Origin of the sequence: Streptomyces sp. NPDC017940 (genome assembly GCF_044328435.1) — a bacterium.
Lineage (GTDB): Bacteria > Actinomycetota > Actinomycetes > Streptomycetales > Streptomycetaceae > Streptomyces.
Map to the genome: position 1 here is coordinate 274,770 of NZ_JBIRHJ010000006.1, position 19,855 is coordinate 294,624.

Here is a 19,855-nt window from a genome sequence, read left to right on the forward strand (position 1 = left end):
GGCCGCCTCGGACGAAAGCCGCCCACCCCTACCGCCCCAACACCAAAGTCCCGGAAGAGCAGAACCACCCCCCGGTCCCCGACACCACCGCCACCTCCGGCAGCCGCCCCCCGGGCCCCCGCACCTGCCGCCCGGGCCCCCCGGCCAGACCCCGCAACTGCCGTACCGCCTCCACGAGGAGGAACAGGCCCCGCATCCCGGGATGCTGTGCCGAGAGGCCGCCGCCGTCGGTGTTCGTGGGCAGCTCGCCGTCCAGGCGCAGGCGGCCACCGGTCACGAACGCACCCCCCTCGCCCTTCCCGCAGAAGCCGAGGTCCTCCAGGGTCACCAGCGTCATGTACGTGAACGCGTCGTAGATCTCGGCGATGTCGACGTCCGCCGGGCCGAGGCCGGCGCGCTCGAAGGCTAGGCGGCCGCTGACCGCCGCGGGGGAGACCGTGAAGTCCCGCCACTCGGACATCGTCGTGTGCGAGACGTGCTCGCCGGACCCGAGCACCCACACCGGCGCGGACGCGCAGTCCGCCACGTACTCCTCGGCGGCGAGCAGCACCGCGCAGCCCCCGTCGGACCGCAGGCAGCAGTGCCCCCTGGTGAAGGGGTCCGCGATCATCGGGCCCGTCAGGACGTCGTCCACCGTGACCGGGTCGCGGTACATCGCCTCGGGGTTCCCCGACGCGTTCGCCCGCGCCTGCACGGCGACCTGCGCGAGCTGTTCGAGCGTCGTGCCGTACTCGTGCATGTGGCGCCGCGCCGCCATCGCGTACTTGGCGATCAGGGTGTGCCCGTACGGCACCTCGAACTGCATCGGCCCGCCCGCCCCGAACGACAGGTTCGCCGTGCGCCTGCCCGCCCTGAGGTCCGCGCGGGCCGTGGAGCCGTAGACGAGCAGGACCGCGTTCGCGTGCCCCGCCGCGATCGCGTCCGCCGCGTGCGCCGCCATCACCTCCCAGGTCGCACCGCCCACGGACGTCGAGTCCACCCAGCGCGGGCTGAGGCCCAGATACTCCGCGACCTCCGCGGGCGCGAGCACCCCGAGCCCCGTCGAGGCCACGCCGTCGATCACCTCCCGGCCGAGCCCGGAGTCCGCGAGCGCGCGCCGGGCCGCCTGCGCGTGCAGCGCGTACGCCGTCGCCTCCTCCACCCGCCCGCAGTCCGACAGCGCCACCCCGACGGCGGCGACCTTTCGACGCCGGTCCCCGCGGCGGACCGGGGAGCGGGCGGACGCGGCCCTCGCCCCGAAGGGCTCGGGCCCGGGTCCGCGAGGCTGCGATGGGTCGGGGCGCGGCTCCGTCGTCATGAATCTGACGGTATATCAGTTCCGGTGGGGGCGGATAGGCGTCCTGGGGCTGGGAAAGCGGCGGGCGGCGTCCTAGCATGTCCGCCCGTCAAGTGGAGTGACGGACCGTCAGCTGGAGTGATGGGTCGTCAGAGCCGGGTCCCCGAAGGCCCCGGGGGAGGAGCCCACCGATGGACGCCGCCTTCACCGCCGAACAGGACGAGATCCGCCGCACCCTGCGCGAGGCCCTCACCAGACATAGCGGCCCCGACGACGTCAAGGCCGCCGTGCGCACCCCCGCCGGGCACGACGGCGCACTGTGGGCCGCGCTCGCCGGGCGGCTCGGGCTGCCCGGCCTCGCGCTGCCGGAGCGCCACGGCGGGGCCGGCTGCGGGACGGTCGAACTCGCCCTGGCCGCGGAGGAGCTGGGGCGGTCCCTCGCCCCCACCCCGCTCCTGGCGACCGCCGGACTCGCCGCCCCCGTGCTGCTCGCCCACGGCACCCCGCGCCAGCAGGCGGACCACCTCCCCCGCATCGCCGCGGGCGAGCTCACCGCCACCCTCGCCGTCCCCGGCACCGCCCTCGCCACCGCCCTCGGCCTCACCGGCGACAACCGGGGCGACTGGGCGGGCGGCGGCCGCACCGGCGGTGTGCAGGCGCGGGCCGCGGGCGGCGGCTGGCGGCTGTACGGGCAGGCGGACCAGGTGCTCGACGGGCACACCGCACAGCTGCTCGTCGTGGCCGCGCACACCGGCGGCTACGCCCGTTCCCGCACCCTCCTGTTCCTCGTACGCGGCGACGCCCCCGGCCTCGCACGCGTCCGCAGGACCGCCCTCGACGAGACCCGGCCGCGGGCACGGCTCGAACTGCGCGACGTGGAGGGCGAGTTGTGCGGCGACGAGGGCGGCGGCAGTGGCGGCGGGCCTGGTCACGGCGTCGGTGCCGTGCTGGCCACGGTCGGTGACCGCGCCGCCGCGCTGCTCGCCGCCGAAGCCGTCGGCGCCGCCGACCACGCCCTCGCCCGCACCGTCACCCACGTCAAGGAACGTGAGCAGTTCGGGCGCCCCATCGGCTCCTTCCAGGCCGTGAAGCACCGGCTCGCGGACGTGTACGTAGGGGTGCAGGCGGCGCGGTCGGCCGCGTACTACGCCGCGTGGGCGGCGGAGGCGGCCGGGGCGGGCACCGGGGCCGCGGCGGGCCCCGGGGGTGGCGGTGCGGGGGAGCGCGTGGGCGGGCTCGCTCTCGCCCAGGGGCTGGAAGCCCTGCGCCGCGCCGCCGCCGAGGCCGTCCAGCTGCACGGGGGCATAGGCTTCACCTGGGAGCACGACGTTCATCTGTACTTCAAACGGGCTGCCGGTGACGAACTGCTCTTCGGGCCCGCGCATCGGCTGCGGGCGTACGCGGCCGAACGCGCCGGGTTGTTCGCGCGCACGGGTGCGCGTACGGGCGCGAGCGCGGGCGCCCGCGAGGGGGTGGAGCCGCCGGAGCGGGGCGAGCCCGCCGTCCGGGTGGCCGGGGCGGGCGTCTGACGGCGACCGGAGCGGCGGCACGCGAAGAACACCGCGGCGGATCACTGGGAGTGATCCGCCGCGGTGGTGACAGGAACCGTGCGTGACAGAAGCCGTGCGTGACAGAAGCCGGGTGTGACAGGAACCGTGCGTGACAGGACAGGGGTGCTGCGCGTGCCTACTTCGTCGGCTTCTTGCCCGTGACACCCATATGCACCAACATCGCCAGGTTCGGCTTCAGTTCGACCTGTTTGACGCCCCAGGTCTGGAAGCCGCGCTGGTGCGAGGCGACCGCGGCGAGCATGGCGACGAGCGAGCCGGCGAGGGCGGCCGGGCTCACGTCCTTGTCGATCTTTCCCTTGGCCTTGAGGTCCTTGACGGTGTCCGTAAGGGAGTTGTTGACGGAGTTGAGGATCTTCATCCGGATCTTGTAGAACCGTTTGTCGCCCTCCGCGGCGCCGAGGTCGACGACCCGCAGGATCGCGTCGTTCTTCCGCCAGAAGTCGAGGAACCCCTCCACCAGGTCCTGCGAGGTCTGCCAGCCCGCCTTGCCGACCCAGGAGCGGCCCTCGAGGAGCTGCGTCAACTGGGCGCCCTCCGCGGCCATTTGCTCGGCGATCTCCAGGACGGCGCCCTCGACGTCGGGGAAGTACTGGTAGAACGTCGCCGGTGAAGTGCCCGCCTTTCGGGCCACGTCGATGACTTTGACGTCCCGGTAGGGCGATGAGCTGAGCATCTCGCTCAGGCACTCGAGGAGTTTCTGACGTGTCGCCTGACCGCGCCGGCCGGCCACGCGGCCGTCGACGGTACGTACCTGTCCTGTCATGCCGTCAGCTTACCGAGGGGTGATCGGAGCGCGATTCGGCCGAGTGCAAATGGGGTTGAAGGGGCGCCAGAGGGGTGCCGTAGGGGTGTCGCGGGGGTGCGGAGGGTGACGTTCGGCAGGAGTGCGCGCCGTCCGGAAACCGCTTCCGCGGGCGTGCCGTGCCGCCTCCGTCCGCGCGGGGTGGGGAGCGGGCGGCACCCCGTCGTAATGGACCATTTGTTCGAGTCGATGTGCTGCGCGTGCCGGGACGTGCGGCTAGCTTGGCTGTGACGGAGGCCACAGGAGGGCCCTCCGCGGCGAACCGAGGAACGGTCTCATGGATTTCGCGGAAGGCGTCCCGTGCTGGGTGGACGCGATGCTCCCGGACGTCGAGGGCGGCAAGCGCTTCTACGGCGAGCTCTTCGGCTGGACCTTCCAGGACGACGCGGACGGGCGGGGCGGGCAGGACGGGCGAGGCGGGCAGGGCGGGCAGGACGGGCGAGGCGGGCAGGACAGGCAGGACGGGCGAGGCGGGCAGGGCGGCGCGGACGGGGAGCCCTCCCGGTCCGCGCGGTACGGGCGCCCCGCGCGGTCCCGGCAGTACACCCTGGCCCTCCTCGACGGCGAACCCGTCGCCGCCCTCGCCCCCAAGTCGGACGGCCGCATGCCCACCTCCTGGACCGTCTATCTCGCGACCCCGGACGCCCCCGCGCTCGCCACCCGCGTCAAGGGCGCGGGCGGCCGGGTGATCATGGATCCGGTGCCGGTCGGCCCGTACGGGACGGTGGGCCTCGCCACCGACCCCGAGGGCGCGGTCTTCGGGCTCTGGCAGCCGGGCACGCACGCGGGCTTCGGCAGGCAGCGCGAGCCCGGCAGCTTCTGCTGGACCGAGGTGTACGCCCGCTCCGCGGAGGTCGACCTCTTCTACGAGAGCGTCTTCGGCTACGGGAGCCTGGACCTGGCGGACGAGCCGGGAGGCGGGGGCGAGGGCTTCCGTGTCTGGTCGCCCGCCGGGACCGAGGCGGGCTTCGAGACCGCCATCGGCGGCCGCGCCGTCATGTCGGACGCCTTCCCGGCCGAGATGCCCCCGCACTTCCTCAACTACTTCGTCGTCGCCGACTGCGACGCGGCGCTCGCCACGGCGCGACGGCTCGGGGGGCGCGTGCGCGACGAGCCGGTGGACACGCCGTCCGGGCGCATCGGTGTCCTCGTGGACAATCAGGGAGCCGCCTTCGCGGTCCTCCAGGAGCCGGACCGACGTTCCGGCTGATGTCCCCATACATCACCTTTGCCCGGAAACAGCCCGATGTTGCCCCGGGTTCGCAACCGGCGGCCGGGCCAGGAAGAATCAGGGTGCGTGCCGCCGTAGCGGCTCGGTGGTGAGACGCTGCACGGGGCTGCTCCAAGCGGCGGCCGCGCACGGGGAGGTGGCAGGCAAGTGGTGGACCAGCTGACGCAGCACGATCCGCGGCGGATCGGCCCGTTCGAGGTCCTCGGACGGCTCGGTGCCGGTGGCATGGGGCTCGTCTATCTCGCGCGTTCCGCGTCCGGGCGGCGCGTGGCGATCAAGACGGTGCGGACCGAGCTCGCCGAGGACCAGCTGTTCCGGGTCCGCTTCACGCGCGAGGTCGAGGCGGCGAGGGCCGTCTCCGGCTTCTACACGGCGGCCGTGGTCGACGCCGATCCGCGCGCCGCGGTGCCCTGGCTCGCCACGGCGTACGTGCCCGCGCCCTCCCTCGAGGAAATAGTGAACGAGCACGGGCCGCTGCCCACGCAGGCCGTGCGGTGGCTGGCCGCGGGCGTCGCGGAGGCCCTGGAGTCCATCCACGGCGCGGGACTCGTCCACCGCGACCTGAAGCCCTCCAACGTGCTCGTGGTGGAGGACGGCCCCCGCGTGATCGACTTCGGTATCGCGTCCGGCGTCTCCAACACCCGGCTGACCATGACCAACGTCGCCGTCGGCACGCCCGCCTACATGTCGCCCGAACAGGCCAAGGACTCGCGCAGCGTCACCGGCGCCAGCGATGTCTTCTCGCTCGGCTCCACCCTCGTCTTCGCCGCCACGGGACACGCGCCCTTCCACGGCGCCAACCCCGTCGAGACCGTCTTCATGCTGCTGCGCGAGGGCCCCGACCTGGAGGGCCTGCCCAACGAGCTGCGGCCCCTGATCGAGTCCTGCATGCAGATGGAGGCGGTGCGCAGACCGACGCCCAACGACCTCCAGTCCCAGCTCGCCCCGCACCTCTTCGCCTCCGAGGGCAACGGCGACGACAGCGGCACCGCGTCCGCCTGGCTGCCGGAGCGGGCCGTCGCCCTCATCGAGGCCCGCAGGGGCGGACGGCCGCCGGCGCGGATGCCGTCCGGGGCCGGTGGCGGCTCCGGGGGCCGCGGGGGCCGCGCCCCGGGCCCGGTGTCCGCCGTACCGCCGCCGCCACGCCAGGCCCCGGCCCACGCCCCGCCCGCCCCCGCCGTGCCCGCGCACGCCGCGGCCCCGCCCGGGGTGCCCGCCCAGGCGCCGTCCTTCGCGGCGTCCCAGCCGTTCCACGCGCCCCTCGGCGGCGCGCCCGACGCCGGGCCCGTGCAGCTCGCCGGGGCCCAGGTGCCGATCGGCCCCGGGCCGCGGGTCGCCGAGGCGCGGGCCGCCCTGCCGCCGGTGGACTCCGGGCTCGCCGGGTCGTGGTCCCGCTCGGCGCCCGTCCCGGCCCCCGCCCCCGACCGGCAGGGGCACGCCGCGCCCACCGGCCACGGCGCGGGCGGCACCGGCCCGGCCGCCGCCGGGGCCCCGGCCTCCTGGCGGCCCTGGCGCTTCCGCATGTCCAACGACGTGTGGGGCACGCCCGCCGTCGCCGGGAACCTCGTGTACGTCACCTCCTTCGAGGTGCACGCCCTGGACGTCAGCACCGGCAGGCGCAGCTTCAAGACCCGTGACGTCGCCTGGTCCATGGCGGTCGCCGACGGCCGCGTCCACGCCTCCGACGGCCCCACCCTGTACGCCCTCGACGGCGCCGACGGCACCGACCTGTGGCGCGTCCAGACCGACGCCTGGGTGTACGCGCTCCAGGCCGACCGGGGCACCGTCGTCACCGCGACGCGCGGCGGCGGCGTCCAGGGCTGGGAGGCCGCCAACGGCGAGAAGCTCTGGGAGATCACGAACGCCCAGACCGACTTCGAGACGGCCGAGGCCGCGCCCGTCATCGTCGACGGCACCGTGTACGTCTGGAAGGACGCCAGGCTGCGCGCCGTCGACGCCCGCACCGGCATCGAGCGCTGGTCCTACCCCGTCGGTGACGCCGCGTCCTGCGGTGGTGTGCCCGTCCGGGTCACCCAGGCGGCGGACGGGTACGTGTACGTGGCCGCGGGCACCCGGGTCCTCGCTGTGGACGTCGCCGCCGGGCACGTGCGCTGGCACTTCGAGGCGCCCGCGGCGTTCCTCTCGCCGCCCACCTTCGCGCCCGGGCCCGCCGTGACCGGTGGCGGGGTCTACCTCGCGGACTACCTCGGCACCGTGTACGCCCTCGACGCCACCGACGGCCGCGACCGCTGGCGCATCGCCACCGAGTCCCGGTCGTCCGTCGACCCCGTCCTCGTCGCGGACGGGCACGTCCACGTCGGCAGCGGCAAGGGGCTCTACACCCTGGACGCGGTCACCGGCACCCCGAAGTGGCGCTTCCAGGCCGGTGGCGAAGTGGTCGGTTCGCCCGTCGTCGCCGACCGCCGCATCCACTTCGGCGCCACCGACCACCTGCTCTACACCCTCAAGGCCGACGACGGCCGCCTCCGCTGGAAGCTCGCCACCGGTGGCGAGATCACCGGGGCGCCGGTCGTCAGGGACGGGGTGGTGTACGCGTGCAGCAAGGACCGCTGCGTGTACGCCCTCGACGCGGAACGGGGCACGGCCACGGCCCGCTAGCCCCGGGCCCCGGCCCCCGGGTGGGACCCCGCCGTCCGGGCACGGGCGCGCGTGCGGGACGGCCGTCGCACCCGGCACGGAAGGGGCTCAGGACGGCGGCCGTCACCTCGACGCTACGCCGGATGCGCGACCCCCGCGAGGCGAGGCCCCGGGGGCCCTACCGGGTCCGGAACCCCCCGCCCCGCACCCGCGCGGCGAACAGCTCCGCCTGGCGGGAGCCCCCCGCGTTGCCGAGCGCGACGAGGGCCCCCGCCTGCGCCATGGCCTGCGCACGCGCCGCCTCCCTCGCGGACCACAGCGCCCGCACGGTGCCCTGAACCCCTGCCGTGGGGAAGGCGGCGATCGTCGCGGCGGCCCGCACGGCGGCGTCCCGCACCCCGCCGCCCGCCACCACCTCCGACACGAGCCCGACCTCGTACGCCCGCCGCGCGGACACCCGCTCCGCGGTCCCCATGAGCGCCATCCGGGCCACCTCCCCGAACGGCATCCGCTGCGCCATGGCGATGGCCTCGTACGCGCAGACCATCCCGTACGCCGTGTGCGGGTCGAAGAACGTGGCGTGCTCCGCGGCCAGCACGAACTCGCACTCGCCGATCAGGTAGAAGGCCCCGCCGCACGCCATGCCGTTGACGGCGGCGAGCACCGGCTTCCACAGGTCGTTGGCCTTGGGGCCGACGGTCAGGAGCGGGTCGTCGACCGAGTACGGGGACGACGGCTGCGGGACAACGGCGTCGCGGTCGATGCCGGTGCAGAACGCCCGGTCCCCGGCGCCGGTGACGACGACCGCCCGTACCGAGTCGTCGTACCGGAACTCCCGCCACCGGGCGGACAGTTCCGCCGCCGTCGCGAGGTCCAGCGCGTTGTGCCGCTCCGGGCGGTCCAGCGTGACCACGGCGACCCCGGTCGCCGCGTCCCGCTCCACCCGCAGCCCGGCCGCCGCGGGCGTTCCCGCCGGTGTCCCCGCCGGTGTGCGCGTCACGGCCGCTCCAGGACCCACTGCGGCACCACGACCCCGCCCTGGTCCGCGAACACGGCCTGCACCCGCGCCCCGATCCGCACCCGCTCCCGCGGCACCGAGTCGAAGGCCGCGCCCGCCCGCGTGACGAGGTTGCCCACCAGGCGGACGCGGGGGGCGTCGGAGAGCTCGACGAGGACCACGGGGTAGGGGGCGCGTTCCGCGTACGCGGGGAGGAGTGGGGGGTGGGCGACCACGTAGGACCAGATGCGGCCGCGGCCGCTGGTCCTTCGCCATTCGGCGGTGAAGCTCGCGCAGTGCGGGCAGCAGGGGCGTGGGGGGAACCTGGGTTCGTCGCACGTCGCGCAGGTCTGTACGCGGAGTTCGCCTCGGGCGGCGTACTCCCAGTAGGGGGCGCCGTCGTCGTCCACGGCCGGGGTCAGGAGGGGGTCCGGTTTCGCGGGTGCGTCTGCCATGTTGCTCGTCCTTCGCGGGTGCGGAGTTGTTGTGGTTGCTCGCGCAGTTCCCCGCGCCCCTTACGGGGCGCAGAGCAGCAGTGCCGAGGTCGGGACGCCTTCTCCCGCCGTCACCAGGCACGTCGCCGCGTCCGGCACCTGCGCCGTCGAGGTGCCCCGCAGCTGCTTCACGCCCTCGTTGATGAGGTTGAAGCCGTGGACGTAGGCCTCGCTGAGGCCGCCGCCGGAGGTGTTGAGGGGGAGGCGGCCGCCGGTCTCCAGGGCGCCGCCCTCGGTGAAGGCGCCGCCCTCGCCGCGGCCGCAGAAGCCGTAGCCCTCCAGGGAGAGCGGTACGAGGGCGGTGAACGCGTCGTAGATCTGGGCGACGTCGACGTCCTCGGGGGTGACGTCGGACTGCTTCCAGAGCTGGCGCGCGGCGGTCCAGGCGGGCCCGGACAGCGGGTCGTCGTTCCAGTAGTTGACCATCCCGTGGTGCTGCGCGGGCAGGCCCTGCGCGACGGAGTGCACGTACACGGGCCGGTGGCGGCAGTCGCGGGCCCGCTCGGCGGAGACGACGACGCAGGCGAGGGCGCCGTCCGTCTCCAGGCAGTTGTCGAACAGGCACAGCGGCTCGCTGATCCAGCGCGAGGTCATATACATGTCCCGGGTCAGCGGGCGCTCGTACATCATCGCGGCCGGGTTCTGGTTGGCGCGGTTGCGGCAGGCGAGGGCGACGTTGAAGAGGTGGTCGCGGGTGGCGCCGTACTCGTGCAGATAGCGGCGGGTCAGCATCGCGATCTCGTCGGCCGGGCGGAGCAGGCCGAAGGGCCTGGTCCACTGGGCGGGCGTGGGGAGCTGGACGGCCGTGTTCCGCCAGGGCCTCGGGCCGCTGCCGCGCTTGCGCGCGCGCCAGGCGACGCCGACGCTCGCCTGGCCGGTGGCGACGGCGGCGGCGAGGTGCCCGACGGTGGCGCAGGAGCCCCCGCCGCCGTACCCGACCTTGCTGAAGAAGGTGACGTCCCCGGCGCCGATCGCCTTGGCCACCTCGACCTCGTCGGTCTCCTCCATCGTGTACGAGGCGAACGCGTCCACCTCGGCGGGCGCGATGCCCGCGTCGTGGAGCGCGGCCAGGACCGCCCGGCACGCCAACGCCTTCTCGCCCTCTTGGAGTTGCTTGGCGAAGGGTGTCTGCCCGATGCCGACTATCGCCGTGGCGTCCTTGAGTGAAGCCATCGCCGCACCTCCGCGCGCGTCGTTCGCGGTCCTCGCCGTACCCGGCCCTCGCTGCTGACAGTGCGGCAGGCTACCGCTAATCTGACGGTTAGTCAGCTAGTGGGCGGCGGCGGGAGGCCGGCGATGCGCGGTGACCTGGAGTGGGGCAGCGTGCCGGGTCTGGTCCTGGCGGCGGCCGAGCGGTACGCGGACAGGGAGGCGGTCGTCGAGGGCCGCACCCGGCTCTCCTACCGTGAACTCGGCGCCCGGATCGAACGGGCCACCGCCGCCTGTGCGGCGAGCGGCGTCGAGCCGGGCGACCGGGTCGCCGTCTGGGCCCCCAACACCCTCGACTGGATCGTCAGCGCCCTCGGCGCGGTCGGCGCGGGCGCGGTGCTCGTCCCGCTCAACACCCGCTTCAAGGGCGCCGAGGCCGCCTACGTCCTCGCCCGTTCGCGGGCCCGGCTGCTCTTCGTCACCGGCACGTTCCTCGGTACCTCGTACGTCGCCTCGCTGCGCGGCGCCGCCGGGGACGGCCCGGGTCGCGGGCCGCTGCCGGGCCTGCCGGACCTCCGGGAGGTGGTGGTCCTCGCCGACGACGCCCCCGAGGACTTCCGCACCTGGAAGGACTTCCTCGCCGGCGGCGACGCCGTGCCGCGGGAGCGGGTGCGGGCGCGCGCGGCCGCCGTACGCGGCGACGATCCCTCCGACATCATCTACACCTCGGGCACCACCGGCCGCCCCAAGGGCGCCGTCATCACCCACGCCCAGACCCTGCGCTGCTACGCGGTCTGGAGCGACCTCGCGGGCCTGCGCGAGGGCGACCGCTATCTGATCGTCAACCCGTTCTTCCACACCTTCGGCTACAAGGCAGGGATCGTCGCGTGCCTCATGCGCGGCGCCACGATGATCCCGCAGCCCGTGTTCGACGTGGACGCGGTCCTCGCCAACATCGCCGCCGAGCGCGTCTCCGTGCTCCCCGGGCCGCCCACCCTGCACCAGTCCCTCCTCGACCACCCGGCCCGCGAGAGGCACGACCTGTCGGCGCTGCGGCTCGTGGTGACCGGGGCCGCCGTCGTGCCGCTGCGCCTCGTCGAACGCCTCCGCGCCGAACTGCGCATCGCCACGGTCCTCACCGCGTACGGGCTCTCCGAGGCGAGCGGCATCGTCACGATGTGCCGCCGCGGCGACCCCCCTCAGGTGATCGCCGCCACCTCCGGGCGCGCGATCCCCGGCACGGAGGTGAAGGTGGTGTCGCCGGCCGGGGCGGACCTGCCTCCCGGCTCGCCCGGTGAGATCCTCGTCCGCGGGCACCACGTCATGCGCGGCTACCACGAGGACCCGGCAGGGACCGCCCGGGTCATGACGGCGGAGGGCTGGCTGCGCACCGGCGACGTCGGGGTCCTTGACGGCGCGGGCAACCTGCGCATCACCGACCGCATCAAGGACATGTACGTCGTCGGCGGCTTCAACGCCTACCCCGCGGAGATAGAGCAGCTCATCGGCCTGCACCCGGAGGTGGCCGACGTGGCCGTCATCGGTGTCCCCGACGCCCGGCTCGGTGAGGTCGGCAAGGCGTACGTGGTGCGCCGCGCCCCCTCGGGCCCTGCCGGGACGGTCCTCACCGCGGACGGCCTGATCGCCTGGGCGCGCCGCGAGATGGCCAACTACAAGGTGCCGCGCCAGGTGGAGTTCGTGGCGGAGCTGCCGAGGAACGCGAGCGGCAAGGTCGTCAAGGGGGAGTTGCGCGGGCGGGGCTGACGGCGGCCGCTCAGGCCGAGGTCGCGCGTTCGGCCGCGCTGCGCTCCACGCAGAACTCGTTGCCCTCGGGGTCGCTGAGGGTCACCCAGCCGCGGCCGTCCGGCAGCCGGTGGTCGTCGAACAGGGTCGCGCCGAGGGCGAGGACCCGCTCGACCTCCTCGTCCCGTGTGCGCTCCTGCGGCTGGAGGTCGAAGTGCACGCGGTTCTTCACCGTCTTGCCGTCCGGCACCGTCACGAACAGCAGCGTCGGCCCGTCGGGCGTGGTGACCAGCGCCTCGGGGTCCCCGGGGGAGTCGTCGTCCGCGAGCGTGCCCTCCAGGACCCGCGCCCAGAAGGACGCCAGCGCATGGGCGTCGGAGCAGTCGAACGTGATGTGGCGCACCAGAGTCGTCATGCGCGCACTATCGGGCAGCGGCACCGCCCGGGTCCACCGGATTTCTGCCCCCCGGCTCAGTGCCCCGTCGGCCACCGGGTGGTCGGGTGCCGGGGCCGAGCGGCGGCTCGGCCCCGGGTGCTCAGCGCTGCGGGGGGGACGGCATCTGGCCGTCCCCGAGCGGGCCGACCGGGGCGTGGCCGTCACCGAGCGGGCTGACAGGGGCGTGACCGTCACCCTGCGGGCCGGTCGGCGCGTGGCCGTCACCGGCGAAGGCCGGCGCGGACGCCCCGGCTGCGGCTGCGGCTATCACGGCCAGAGCGACGACGAGTTTCCTGGTGCCTGTCATGAGAACTCCTTGGAGGGGGCCAGCATTCAACAGTCGACTCTAACCGTATTTGGCATACTTTATTCGCATAACTGCCGCTGAAAACCGGCAGGTTGGCCAAATTCAAACGTCCGAGGACATAACTCGGCCGCGGCGGCTCCCCCTCCGCGCCGCCGCGGCCGAATCCCCCGTCGGTCAGGAGGTGTCAGGCGCCCTTCGTGGGCGGACTCGGCATGTGGCCATCACGCTTGATGGTGATCCCGCCGTCCGGCGGAGGCACCGGCATGTGGCCGTCCCCTGTCGGGACCACAGGGCCGTCCTGCGGCGGTGCGGGCATGTGGCCGTCCCCCTTGGCCACGGGCTTCTGCTTCTTCTTCTCGGTCTCGCTCATGCTGTTCTCCTGAAAAGGCGCGGGGCTCCGGGACCGGACCGCCCGCTCGGCAACTCCCCCGAGGGTCGCCGAACGGGCGCTCCAGGGCCGCTCACCATAGCTGTGGGGCCCACGCGACCCGCCTGCCCCCCGACGCGACGGGTCGATACAGATAAGAGTGGCACCCCGTCATAAACGTTCAATGAACGCGCTCGACAGCGGTGTCACGCCGCTGCCACGGGACGGAGCAGAGCCCGTACCACGTCCGCCTCGGCGGCACCACTGGCCTCATGCAGCGCAAGCGCCTTGTTCCAGCAGGCACGTGCGCGGTCGAGCTGTCCGAGGACCATCAGCACCCGGCCAAGGACGGTGAGGACGTTGGCCCGCATCCAGTCACCGCCGACGCAGCCGGTCGCCAGGGCCTGCTCGGCGTGGCGCGCCGCCTGTGCGGGGCGCTGGGCCGCGAGGTGGACCTGGGCGATGCGGTAGTGCGTCGTACCCTCCCACAGCCGCTGCCGGTTCTCCGTGAAAGTCCGCAGAGCCTCACTGAGTTCGGTCAGTGCTTCCTTGTGGCGTCCTGCTTGGCTGAGTCCGATCCCCAGAGCGTACTTGGCGTTGGCGACCCGGAAGCTCACCCCGAGGTCGGCGTAGATGGCCACGCCCTGACGCGCGAGGTCGATCCCCTGCGTGGTCTGCCCCATCATCATGCAGACCCGGGACCAGTTGCACAGGGCACTGGCCTCGCTGTGGCGGTTCTCGTCCCGCCGGAAGACGTCGAGTGCCTTGAGCACGTGCGTCTCGATCCTCCGCAGGACCTGCGCGTCGCCCCCGTGCTGGTTCATGCAGCCGATCGCGATCGCGATCTCGTTCGCGGCGTTGCCCTGGGCCCAGGCGTCACCGGATTCCTCGGCGAGGGCGGCGGCGCGCTCGAGGACCTCGGCGGCCTGCTCGAAGTGGCCGAGCTTGTTCAGTACCTGGCCGAGGCTGACGAGGGCGCGGCCCTCCCCGTACGCGTCGTTCGTGGCCCGCGCCGCATCGCGTGCCGCACGGGTCGCCAGCTCGTACCGGTGCGAGCTGGCACCGGACTCGGCGAGGTCCTTGGCGGCGAGGAGCAGGTCGACGGCGCGGCGCCGGCCGACGGGGTCCAGGGACTGCTGGACGCAGGCCAGGATGCAGGCCGCCTCGGCGTGCAGCCAGTCGAGGGCCTTGGCGTCGTCGGTGAAGCCCCGCAGCGGGTGCGAGGGGGCTTCCAGGTGGTCCACCGTCCTGTCCCCGGGACGCTCGATCGCGTACACCCGGGCCGCCGACGCCAGATAGAAGTCCAGCAGCCGCGAGAGCGCCGCCTCCCGCTCGCTGGGCGGCATCTCGTCGCGCTCGGCGCAGGCGCGCGCGTACAGGCGCAGGAGGTCGTGGTAGCGGTAGCGGCCCGGGGCCGCGGACTCCAGGAGGGAGGTGTCGACCAGGGACTCCAGGAGGTCCTCGGCGTCCTCGAGGGACAGGCCGAGCACCGCGGCGGCGGCCGCGAGGGAGATGTCGGGGCCGTCCGCGAGGCCGAGGAGGCGGAAGGCGCGGGCCTGGGCCGGCTCCAGCTGGCCGTAGCCGAGCTCGAAGGTGGCCGCGACCGCGAGGTCACCGGCCTGGAGCTCGTCGAGGCGGCGCCGCTCGTCGGCGAGCTTGGCGGCGAGCGTGGACACGGTCCAGGTGCGGCGCGCCGCGAGGCGGGACGCGGCGATGCGGATGGCGAGCGGCAGGAACCCGCAGGCGGCCACGACGTCGAGCGCGGCCTCGCGCTCGGAGGCCACCCGCTCCTGCCCGACGATCTTCGTGAAGAGCTGGAGCGCCTCGTCGGGCGACATCACGTCGAGGTCGACGAGGTGCGCCCCCGCCAGGTCCACCATCCGCATCCGGCTGGTGACCAGGGCGGCGCAGCCCTCCATGCCGGGAAGGAGCGGCCGCACCTGCGCGGCGTCACGGGCGTTGTCGAGCAGGACGAGGACACGGCGGCCGTCGAGGACGGAGCGGAACAGGGCGGCCCGCTCCTCCAGGGAATCCGGAATGGCGGAGTCCGCCGTGCCGAGGGCCCGCAGGAACGCACCGAGCACCGTCTCCGGCTCGGCGGCGCGCGGCCCGGCGCCCTGGAGGTCGACGTACAGCTGACCGTCGGGGAAGTGCGTGCGGGCCGCGTGGGCGACGTGCACCGCGAGCGTGGTCTTGCCGACGCCGCCGATGCCCGCGAGGGCGGAGACGGCCATGACGCGGCCCTCGGCGGTGGAGAGGATGTCGCTGAGCTCCTTGACGAAGGCGGCGCGGCCGGTGAAGTCCTGCACGGTCGCGGGCAGCTGCGCGGGCTTCACGACACCGCCCGCCTGCTCGGCGGCGGGCGCGGACGGTTCGGCGAGCGCGGGGTCGGCCTGGAGGATGCGCTGCTGGAGCTCCTGGAGGCCGGGGCGCGGGTCGACGCCCAGTTCGTCGGCGAGCAGTCGGCGGGTGTCGGCGTACACGGCGAGGGCCTCCGCCTGGCGTCCGGAGCGGTAGAGGGCCAGCATCAGGAGTTCGCGAAGGCGCTCGCGCAGCGGGTGGGCGGCGGTGAGGGCGGTCAGCTCCGAGACGGACTCGGCGTGGCAGCCCTGCTCCAGGTCCATGTCGAGGCGGGACTCCAGGAGTTGCAGGCGCCACTCGTCGAGGCGGGTGCGCTGGGCGTCCGCGTAGGGCCCGGGGACGTTGGCGAGGGGTTCGCCGTCCCAGAGCGACAGGGCCTTGTTGACCAGCGAACGCGCCCGGTGCAGATCGCCGAGCCCGCGGGCCCGCTCGGCCGCCGCCCACAGGGACTCCGCCTCCGCCAGGTCGAGGGCGCCGTCGGCGGCCCGTACGGCATAGCCGCCGGACTCGCTGACCAGGGCGCCGGGCGGCAGCACCTTGCGCAGCCGGGACGCGTAGGTCCTGATCGCGGCGAGCGCCTGGGACGGCGGCTCGTCGCCCCAGATGGCGTCGATCAGCTCGGGCGCGGTGGCCGTGCGGCCGTCGCGCAGCAGCAGGGCGGCGAGCAGGGCGCGCTGCTGCGGGGAACCGGTGGGCAGCTGGTCGTCACCGAGCCATGCGCGTACGGGGCCGAGGACGCTGAAGCGGGCAGGCCGCGCCGCCTCCTGCTGGTCCTGGCCCGTCGTGGTCGACTCCGGCACCGATGTCTCAGGTGTCCCAGGGTCGCTTTCCGCCGTCGAACGCCGCTGCTCCGGCACTCGCGGTAGTCCGTCCATCGCTCCCCCTGCTGCCCCGCCGCACGCAGTTGCTGAAGACCGTTCAAATACGCCCGACTGTGCCCGGCTGTGCCTGGTTTGTGCGTGCCACGAGCCTGCCCTGCCCGTGGGGCTTGCTGCCGGAGCACAGTTTGCCTTGTCCGGAGCGGATGCGTCAGCCGTGGGAGACGGCTCTCACAGGGTTCGCGCAGCAGTGACCGAATCCGGACAACTGACGGATCGTCAGATAAGCGCTACGGTGAACCGCATGGAGACCATGGAGAGCACTCAGGACGTCGCCACCGCCGCGCCGCCGTTCCCGAGGATCATCTCGGTGGACGACCACACGGTGGAGCCCCCGCGCGTCTGGCAGGACCGCCTCCCCGCGAAGTACCTCGACCGGGGGCCGCGCGTCGTCCGGGCCCCGCTCAAGGAAATGACGTTTATGGGTGGAAAGTTCGCTCCTGTGATGGGGGAGAAAGGGGACGACGGGCCCATAGGGGACTGGTGGGTGTACGAGGATCTGCACCGTCCGCTCACCCGGCTCGACACGGCCGTCGGCTGTGCCCGCGACGAGATCAGGCTGGAGGTGATCACGTACGAGCGGATGCGCCGCGGCTCCTTCAGCGTCCCCGAGCGGCTGGCCGACATGGACGTCAACCACGTCCAGTCCGCCCTGTGCTTCCCCACCTTCCCGCGCTTCTGCGGCCAGACCTTCACCGAGGCGTCCGATCGCGACCTGGGCCTTCTCGCGGTACGGGCGTACAACGACTGGATGGTCCAGGAATGGTGCGGCGCCGACGCGCAAGGTCGGCTGATACCGCTCACCCTCGTCCCGCTGTGGGACGCCGAGCTGGCCGCGGCGGAGGTGCGGCGCAACGCCGCCCGCGGCGTACGGGCCGTCGCGTTCTCGGAGATACCCCCCTATCTCGGGCTGCCCTCCATCCACACCGACTACTGGGACCCGTTCCTCGCGGCCTGCGACGAGACCCGCACGGTCGTCGCCATGCACATCGGCTCCTCCAGCCGCATGCCGTCCACGTCGGCCGACGCCCCGCCCGCCGTCGGCTCCACCGTCACCTTCGCCAACTGCTGCTTCTCCATGGTCGACTGGCTGATGAGCGGCAAGTTCGAGCGCTTCCCCCAGCTCAAGGTCATGTACGCGGAGGGCCAGATCGGCTGGATCCCCTACATCCTGGAGCGCGCCGACGTCGTCTGGGCGGAGAACCGGGGCTGGGGCGGCGTCGCCGACAAGGTCCACCGCCCGCCGTCCGAACTCTTCGCCGACCACGTCTTCGGCTGCTTCTTCGACGACGCCTTCGGCCTGCGCAACCTCGACGCCATCGGCGCCCCCAACGTCCTGTACGAGACCGACTACCCGCACTCCGACTCCACCTGGCCGAACTCCCGCCGGGTCGGCGAGGAGCAGATGGGCCATCTGGCCCCGGACGTCGTGGACCGCATCGTCCGCGGCAACGCGATCGGCCTCCTCGGCCTGACCCCGGATGGCCTGTGGCCGGGCCCCTGACCCCGCGGCCCTGGGCGGGGCCTTGAGCTCCGCCGGCCGTGCGGTGGGGAGGGCCCCGTTAGGGGCGCGGGGAACTGCGCGAGCAACCGACGAACCGCCGCAGACGCGTCTGCGTGGTTGCTTGGCAGGTGCGTCTGCGGTTTTTCCTGGGCTGGGCGCGCAGTTCCTCGCGCCCCTGGGGCGGGGCCTTGCCCGGCGGATGGCGTTCGGTTGAGCTGATGGGTCGTCGGGGGCGGCCCGGGGTGGAGGAGGCATGGTGGACCCGGCGGACCAGGTAGGGGCGGCAGGCCCGGTGGGGGGCGTTCCGGGGGGCGGGATGGCGTACGGGATGCAGCTTCCGGTGCAGGCACAGAGCGCCCTCTTCGCCGAGGCATGGGAGGCGGACGCACCCCCGGGGGCCCTGGCAGAGATCGCCCGCACAGCGGACCACGCGGGCTTCGCGTACCTGGCGACCTGCGACCACGTCGCCATCCCGCGCCGCCTCGCCGACACCATGGGCACCACCTGGTACGACCCCGTCGCCACCCTCTCCTATCTGGCGGGCGTCACCGAACGCGTCCGCCTCCTGAGCCACGTCGCGATCGTCGGCCTGCGCCACCCGCTCCTGAGCGCCAAGAGCTACGCGACCCTGGACCACCTCAGCGGCGGCCGGCTGATCCTCGGCGTCGGCGCCGGGCACGTGCCGGAGGAGTTCGAGGCCCTCGGCGTCGACTTCGCCCGGCGCGGCCCGCTCCTCGACGAGGCCGTGGACGCGCTGCGCGCCGCCCTCGGACCCGAGGAGTACCCCGAGCACCACGGCACGTTCTTCGCCTTCGGCGGCCTCGGGCAGCGCCCCCGCCCCGCGCAGGAGCGGGTCCCGGTCTGGGTCGGCGGCTCGTCACCCGCCGCCGTCCGCAGGGCCGCCGTCCGCGGCGACGGCTGGCTGCCGCAGGGCGACCCGCGGGACCGCCTCTCGGAGCAGATCGCCACACTGCGGCGGCTGCGCGCCGAGGCGGGCGTCGAGTCCCCCCTCACCATCGGCGCGATCACCGAGCCGCTGTACGTGGGGGAGCCCTCCTGGCCCGTGGGGCGGCGCACCCTCAGCGGGAAGCCCGAAGCCCTCGCGGAGTCGCTGCGCGCGTACGCAGCGATGGGCGTGCACCAGATCCAGGTGCGGTTCCGCAGCCGCGGCCGGGAGGAACTCCGCGACCAGATGGCGGCGTTCGGCGCGGAGGTCGCTCCGCACTTCGGATAGCACCCGACAGGGAGGCCGGCATGGGCAAGCTGGACGGGCGCGTCGTCATCGTCACCGGTGGCGCGCGCGGGCAGGGCGAGCAGGAGGCCCGGCTCTTCGTCGCGGAGGGCGCGCGCGTCGTCGTCGGCGACGTGCTCGACGAGCAGGGGGAGGAGCTGGCGAAGGAGCTGGGGCACGACAGCGCGAGGTACGTGCACCTCGACGTGGGCCGGGAGGCGGACTGGACGGCCGCCGTCACCGCCACGAAGGCCGCCTTCGGGGAGGTGAACGGCCTGGTCAACAACGCGGGAATCCTCCGCTTCCACGAGCTCGTGCACACCCCCCTCGACGAGTTCCAGCAGGTCGTGCAGGTCAACCAGGTCGGCGTGTTCCTCGGCATCAAGGCGACCGCGCCCGAGATCGCCGCGGCCGGGGGCGGCTCGATCGTGAACACCGCCTCGTACGCGGGGATGACGGGCATGGCGTACGTCGGGGCGTACAGCGCCACCAAGCACGCCGTCATCGGCCTCACCCGCGTCGCCGCGCTGGAGCTCGCCCGGCGGCGCATCCGCGTCAACGCGATCTGCCCGGGCGCCATCGACACCGCCATGAGCAATCCCGCCCAGCTCGACCCCGGGGCCGCCGAGGCCGACGTGGCGAAGGCCTCCCGCGGCCTGGACTCCCTCTACCGCAAGCTCGTGCCCCTCGGCCGGGTCGGCAGGCCGGAGGAGGTGGCCAGGCTCGCGCTGTTCCTGACCGCGGAGGAGGACTCCTCGTACATCACCGGGCAGCCGTTCGTGATCGACGGCGGCTGGCTCGCCGGGGCCAGCGTGCTCTGACGGTATTGACGCTCCCCGGCGCCGGTGGAACAGTCGGACCAGCGATCTGACGGTGCGTCAGAAACGACGCCAGAAAAGACGATCAGAAA

Annotated in this window: 16 protein-coding genes; 7 read left to right on the plus strand and 9 right to left on the minus strand. The window is 73.8% G+C overall.

Annotation, left to right across the window (positions count from 1 at the left end; all coding sequences use genetic code 11):
• Nucleotides 1-28: 28 nt before the first annotated feature.
• Nucleotides 29-1,297, minus strand: coding sequence for a thiolase C-terminal domain-containing protein (locus ACH4DX_RS22300; protein WP_398156381.1), 1,269 nt, complete (start codon nt 1,295-1,297; stop codon nt 29-31).
• 170 nt (nt 1,298-1,467) lie between these two features.
• Here ACH4DX_RS22300 and ACH4DX_RS22305 point away from each other — a divergent pair, with 170 nt between their 5' ends.
• Nucleotides 1,468-2,805, plus strand: a complete 1,338-nt coding sequence (locus tag ACH4DX_RS22305; RefSeq protein ID WP_398156382.1) for an acyl-CoA dehydrogenase family protein — start codon at nt 1,468-1,470, stop codon at nt 2,803-2,805.
• Between the two features lie 157 nt (nt 2,806-2,962).
• Here the strand turns inward: ACH4DX_RS22305 and ACH4DX_RS22310 are convergent, their stop codons facing one another.
• On the minus strand, nt 2,963-3,610 hold the full coding sequence (locus tag ACH4DX_RS22310; protein ID WP_398156383.1) for a TetR family transcriptional regulator: 648 nt from the start codon (nt 3,608-3,610) through the stop codon (nt 2,963-2,965).
• Nucleotides 3,611-3,926: 316 nt separating this feature from the next.
• Here ACH4DX_RS22310 and ACH4DX_RS22315 point away from each other — a divergent pair, with 316 nt between their 5' ends.
• On the plus strand, nt 3,927-4,859 hold the full coding sequence (locus tag ACH4DX_RS22315) for a VOC family protein (protein WP_398156384.1): 933 nt from the start codon (nt 3,927-3,929) through the stop codon (nt 4,857-4,859).
• 168 nt (nt 4,860-5,027) lie between these two features.
• Nucleotides 5,028-7,499 carry a PQQ-binding-like beta-propeller repeat protein gene (locus ACH4DX_RS22320; RefSeq protein ID WP_398156385.1) on the plus strand — a complete coding sequence of 824 codons (2,472 nt, stop codon included), beginning with the start codon at nt 5,028-5,030 and terminating at the stop codon, nt 7,497-7,499.
• A gap of 157 nt (nt 7,500-7,656) precedes the next feature.
• Here the strand turns inward: ACH4DX_RS22320 and ACH4DX_RS22325 are convergent, their stop codons facing one another.
• Genes ACH4DX_RS22325 through ACH4DX_RS22335 form a run of 3 tightly spaced genes read right to left on the minus strand, consistent with a single transcriptional unit; the run spans nt 7,657 to nt 10,142 of the window.
• Nucleotides 7,657-8,427, minus strand: coding sequence for an enoyl-CoA hydratase/isomerase family protein (locus ACH4DX_RS22325; RefSeq protein ID WP_398156590.1), 771 nt, complete (start codon nt 8,425-8,427; stop codon nt 7,657-7,659).
• Nucleotides 8,428-8,474: 47 nt separating this feature from the next.
• The gene (locus ACH4DX_RS22330) at nt 8,475-8,930 is read right to left on the minus strand and encodes a Zn-ribbon domain-containing OB-fold protein (protein ID WP_398156386.1); all 456 of its coding nucleotides are present in this window, start codon (nt 8,928-8,930) and stop codon (nt 8,475-8,477) included.
• Nucleotides 8,931-8,990: 60 nt separating this feature from the next.
• Nucleotides 8,991-10,142, minus strand: coding sequence for a lipid-transfer protein (locus tag ACH4DX_RS22335; RefSeq protein ID WP_398156387.1), 1,152 nt, complete (start codon nt 10,140-10,142; stop codon nt 8,991-8,993).
• Between the two features lie 123 nt (nt 10,143-10,265).
• On the opposite strand from ACH4DX_RS22335, the gene ACH4DX_RS22340 reads away from it, so the two are divergent.
• Nucleotides 10,266-11,882, plus strand: coding sequence for a FadD3 family acyl-CoA ligase (locus ACH4DX_RS22340; RefSeq protein ID WP_398156388.1), 1,617 nt, complete (start codon nt 10,266-10,268; stop codon nt 11,880-11,882).
• A gap of 10 nt (nt 11,883-11,892) precedes the next feature.
• Here ACH4DX_RS22340 and ACH4DX_RS22345 read toward each other — a convergent pair whose 3' ends face one another.
• The 4 genes from ACH4DX_RS22345 to ACH4DX_RS22360 all read right to left on the minus strand — a co-directional run bounded on the left by ACH4DX_RS22345 (nt 11,893) and on the right by ACH4DX_RS22360 (nt 16,207).
• Nucleotides 11,893-12,276: a VOC family protein gene (locus ACH4DX_RS22345; RefSeq protein ID WP_398121267.1), complete on the minus strand. Its 384-nt coding sequence runs from the start codon at nt 12,274-12,276 to the stop codon at nt 11,893-11,895.
• A gap of 121 nt (nt 12,277-12,397) precedes the next feature.
• Nucleotides 12,398-12,604, minus strand: coding sequence for a hypothetical protein (locus tag ACH4DX_RS22350; protein ID WP_398121269.1), 207 nt, complete (start codon nt 12,602-12,604; stop codon nt 12,398-12,400).
• Between the two features lie 184 nt (nt 12,605-12,788).
• A complete protein-coding gene (locus ACH4DX_RS22355; protein ID WP_398121271.1) occupies nt 12,789-12,974 on the minus strand; it encodes a sigma-like protein in 186 nt (61 codons plus the stop codon).
• A 203-nt stretch (nt 12,975-13,177) separates the two neighbouring features.
• On the minus strand, nt 13,178-16,207 hold the full coding sequence (locus tag ACH4DX_RS22360) for a BTAD domain-containing putative transcriptional regulator (RefSeq protein ID WP_398156389.1): 3,030 nt from the start codon (nt 16,205-16,207) through the stop codon (nt 13,178-13,180).
• A 247-nt stretch (nt 16,208-16,454) separates the two neighbouring features.
• On the opposite strand from ACH4DX_RS22360, the gene ACH4DX_RS22365 reads away from it, so the two are divergent.
• The 3 genes from ACH4DX_RS22365 to ACH4DX_RS22375 all read left to right on the plus strand — a co-directional run bounded on the left by ACH4DX_RS22365 (nt 16,455) and on the right by ACH4DX_RS22375 (nt 19,766).
• Entirely contained in the window at nt 16,455-17,714 is a 1,260-nt protein-coding gene (locus ACH4DX_RS22365) for an amidohydrolase family protein (protein WP_398156390.1), read from the plus strand.
• 328 nt (nt 17,715-18,042) lie between these two features.
• Nucleotides 18,043-18,948 (plus strand): LLM class F420-dependent oxidoreductase, encoded by a 906-nt coding sequence (locus ACH4DX_RS22370; RefSeq protein WP_398156391.1) that lies wholly within the window; start codon nt 18,043-18,045, stop codon nt 18,946-18,948.
• A 20-nt stretch (nt 18,949-18,968) separates the two neighbouring features.
• Nucleotides 18,969-19,766 (plus strand): SDR family NAD(P)-dependent oxidoreductase, encoded by a 798-nt coding sequence (locus ACH4DX_RS22375; protein WP_398121278.1) that lies wholly within the window; start codon nt 18,969-18,971, stop codon nt 19,764-19,766.
• The last annotated feature ends 89 nt before the right edge of the window (nt 19,767-19,855 follow it).

What these genes read in the sequence shown, in the direction of transcription:
- ACH4DX_RS22300 (WP_398156381.1), bottom strand. Translation starts at nt 1,297, where the DNA reads ATGACGACGGAGCCGCGCCCCGACCCATCGCAGCCTCGCGGACCCGGG.
- ACH4DX_RS22305 (WP_398156382.1), top strand. Translation starts at nt 1,468, where the DNA reads ATGGACGCCGCCTTCACCGCCGAACAGGACGAGATCCGCCGCACCCTG.
- ACH4DX_RS22310 (WP_398156383.1), bottom strand. Translation starts at nt 3,610, where the DNA reads ATGACAGGACAGGTACGTACCGTCGACGGCCGCGTGGCCGGCCGGCGC.
- ACH4DX_RS22315 (WP_398156384.1), top strand. Translation starts at nt 3,927, where the DNA reads ATGGATTTCGCGGAAGGCGTCCCGTGCTGGGTGGACGCGATGCTCCCG.
- ACH4DX_RS22330 (WP_398156386.1), bottom strand. Translation starts at nt 8,930, where the DNA reads ATGGCAGACGCACCCGCGAAACCGGACCCCCTCCTGACCCCGGCCGTG.
- ACH4DX_RS22335 (WP_398156387.1), bottom strand. Translation starts at nt 10,142, where the DNA reads ATGGCTTCACTCAAGGACGCCACGGCGATAGTCGGCATCGGGCAGACA.
- ACH4DX_RS22340 (WP_398156388.1), top strand. Translation starts at nt 10,266, where the DNA reads ATGCGCGGTGACCTGGAGTGGGGCAGCGTGCCGGGTCTGGTCCTGGCG.
- ACH4DX_RS22345 (WP_398121267.1), bottom strand. Translation starts at nt 12,276, where the DNA reads ATGACGACTCTGGTGCGCCACATCACGTTCGACTGCTCCGACGCCCAT.
- ACH4DX_RS22350 (WP_398121269.1), bottom strand. Translation starts at nt 12,604, where the DNA reads ATGACAGGCACCAGGAAACTCGTCGTCGCTCTGGCCGTGATAGCCGCA.
- ACH4DX_RS22355 (WP_398121271.1), bottom strand. Translation starts at nt 12,974, where the DNA reads ATGAGCGAGACCGAGAAGAAGAAGCAGAAGCCCGTGGCCAAGGGGGAC.
- ACH4DX_RS22360 (WP_398156389.1), bottom strand. Translation starts at nt 16,207, where the DNA reads ATGGACGGACTACCGCGAGTGCCGGAGCAGCGGCGTTCGACGGCGGAA.
- ACH4DX_RS22365 (WP_398156390.1), top strand. Translation starts at nt 16,455, where the DNA reads ATGGAGACCATGGAGAGCACTCAGGACGTCGCCACCGCCGCGCCGCCG.
- ACH4DX_RS22370 (WP_398156391.1), top strand. Translation starts at nt 18,043, where the DNA reads ATGCAGCTTCCGGTGCAGGCACAGAGCGCCCTCTTCGCCGAGGCATGG.
- ACH4DX_RS22375 (WP_398121278.1), top strand. Translation starts at nt 18,969, where the DNA reads ATGGGCAAGCTGGACGGGCGCGTCGTCATCGTCACCGGTGGCGCGCGC.